This is a genomic window from Micromonospora sp. M51, assembly GCF_018070305.1.
GTDB lineage: Bacteria > Actinomycetota > Actinomycetes > Mycobacteriales > Micromonosporaceae > Micromonospora > Micromonospora parva.
Map to the genome: position 1 here is coordinate 1 of NZ_JAGPXZ010000908.1, position 2,195 is coordinate 2,195.

2 protein-coding genes and 1 pseudogene are annotated in these 2,195 nt (G+C 71.6%); all 3 read left to right on the top strand.

Translation table 11 applies throughout. The annotated features are described in order from the left end of the window. Window positions 1-268 (top strand): annotated as a pseudogene (locus tag KBX53_RS30560) (PrgI family protein); the annotation flags it as partial. Window positions 269-288: 20 nt separating this feature from the next. After that, entirely contained in the window at window positions 289-2,016 is a 1,728-nt protein-coding gene (locus KBX53_RS30565) for a VirB4 family type IV secretion system protein (RefSeq protein WP_247676463.1), read from the top strand. Beyond that, a partial coding sequence (locus KBX53_RS30570) for a hypothetical protein (RefSeq protein WP_210863181.1) occupies window positions 2,016-2,195 on the top strand: 180 nt, incomplete at its 3' end. The genes KBX53_RS30565 and KBX53_RS30570, both read left to right, overlap by 1 nt.

Here is a 2,195-nt window from a genome sequence, read left to right on the forward strand (position 1 = left end):
GGCCGCCGCCGATGACTACGCCGAGTTCCTGCTTGACCTCGACAGCCAGCGTGATCCGCTGCGCCGTCAGGTCCTCGCTGTCATCAGCGGGGAGCTTGGGGCCGACGCGGCGGTGCGCGCGCTGTGCGGGCTCGGTGTCGAAGCCACAGTTTTGGACGGGCCGGCTGTCGCCTCCGCGCTCGCCGGGGCGGTCGATCCGTTCTCCCCGCCGGTGCCTGGCCCGCGTGCGGTGCCCGGCGCCCCGATCACCCTGCGGAGCACATCGTGAACCTGTTAAGAAGGCCGAAGATGAGTTTCGCGGCTGGCGAGGATATGTCCTCCCCCGCCGCGTTGTCGGTCACGCCGTGGCACGTGCAGGTCGGCGACGGGTATGCCGCCACCTACGCGGTGTGCGGGTATCCGGCCGAGGTCGGCCCAGCCTGGCTCGACCCGCTGCTGTCCTACCCCGCACGGGTCAACGTCTCGGTGCACCTGGACCCGGTGGCGCCGCAACTGGCCGCGCCGATGCTCAAGCGCCAGCGCGCCCGCCTGGAATCCTCACGCCGGCTGGACGCCGACCAGGGACGCTTGGGTGATCCCATGGTCGAGGCGGCCGCAGCCGACGCTGCCGACCTCGCTGAACGCGTCGCCCGCGGCGCGGCGAAACTCTTCGACACCGGCATCTACGTCACCATCCACGCCCGTACCCTCGACGAGCTGCGCACCGTCACCGCGGGCCTGAAATCCGCCGCCGCCAGCGTCCTACTGGACCTGCAACCGGCTACCTTCCGCCACCACCAGGGCTGGATCTCCACTCTGCCAGTCGGCGTGGACGCACTACGCATGCGCCGCATCCTCGACACCACCGCCCTCGCGGCGGCGTTTCCCCTCGCCTCGGCGGACCTCGCCGCCCCGGCCCCCGGCACCATCGCGGCGCCCGAAGGCCTGCTGTACGGGGTCAACACGACCAGCAACGGGGTCGTGATGTGGAACAGGTGGGCGCAGGACAACCACAACTCGGTCGTCCTGGCCCGCTCCGGCGCGGGTAAGTCGTACTTCGTCAAACTGGAGGTGCTCCGCAACCTCTACCAGGGCACAGTCGTGTCCGTCATCGACCCCGAAGACGAGTACGCGCCCCTCGCCGAGCACGTCGGCGGCACGGTCGTGCAGCTGGGCCAACCGGGCGTCAGGGTCAACCCTCTCGATCTGCCCGCCGCCCACCGGCCCGACACCCTCACCCGACGCGGCCTGTACCTGCACACCCTGATCTCGGTCATGCTCGGAGCGACCCCGCCGCCAGGCGAACGCGCAGCCCTGGACCGAGCGATCACCGCCACCTACGCCCGCGCCGGAATCAACGGCGACCCGGCCACCTGGACAAAACCCGCACCGCTGCTGCGGGACCTCGCCGACACGCTCTCAGCCGACGACGACCCCGCCGCCGGGCAGCTCGCCGCCCGGCTCACCCCGTGGACGGTCGGGAACTTCGCCACCCTGTTCGACGGGCCGACCACGACCGTCCCGCGAGGGCACCTGGTGGTGTGGTCGCTGCGGCACCTGCCCGACGAGCTGCGCACGCTGGGCACGCTGCTGGCGCTCGACTCGATCTGGTCGGGCATCGACACCCCCGACACCGCCGCCCGCCGGCGGCGGCAGCTCGTCGTGGTAGACGAAGCCTGGCTGCTGATGCGCGACGGCGAAGGCAGCCGGTTTCTGTTCCGGATGGCCAAGGCGGCCCGGAAGCGGTCCGCCGGACTGTGCGTGATCACCCAAGACGCGGCCGACGTGCTGTCGACCGACCTCGGCCTCGCCGTGGTGTCCAACGCCGCCACGCAGGTCCTGATGCGCCAGAGCACGCAGTCCATCGACGCGGTGTCCGAGGCGTTCGGCCTGACCGCCGGGGAGGCGCGGCTGCTGCTATCGGCGCCACGCGGCGAAGGGCTGCTCGTCGCCGGTCGTAGCCGGATCCCATTCCGCGCGGTCGGGTCGGCGGCCGAGCACAGGCTTGCCGTAACCGGGATCGGGGAGACCGACTGATGTCCACCCCGACCTGGCCTATCGACCTCGGGAACTGGATCTTCGCCCGGCCATGGCTCGGCGTTGTCGCCGCCGTCACGATCGTCGCAACGGTGGGGGGCCACGGCCAGCTGCTCACCTGGCGGCACCAGCGATTCGCGGCTGGCGCGCGGTGGGTGACCATCGCCGCGCCGGCGGGG

What these genes read in the sequence shown, in the direction of transcription:
- KBX53_RS30565 (WP_247676463.1), top strand. Translation starts at nt 289, where the DNA reads ATGAGTTTCGCGGCTGGCGAGGATATGTCCTCCCCCGCCGCGTTGTCG.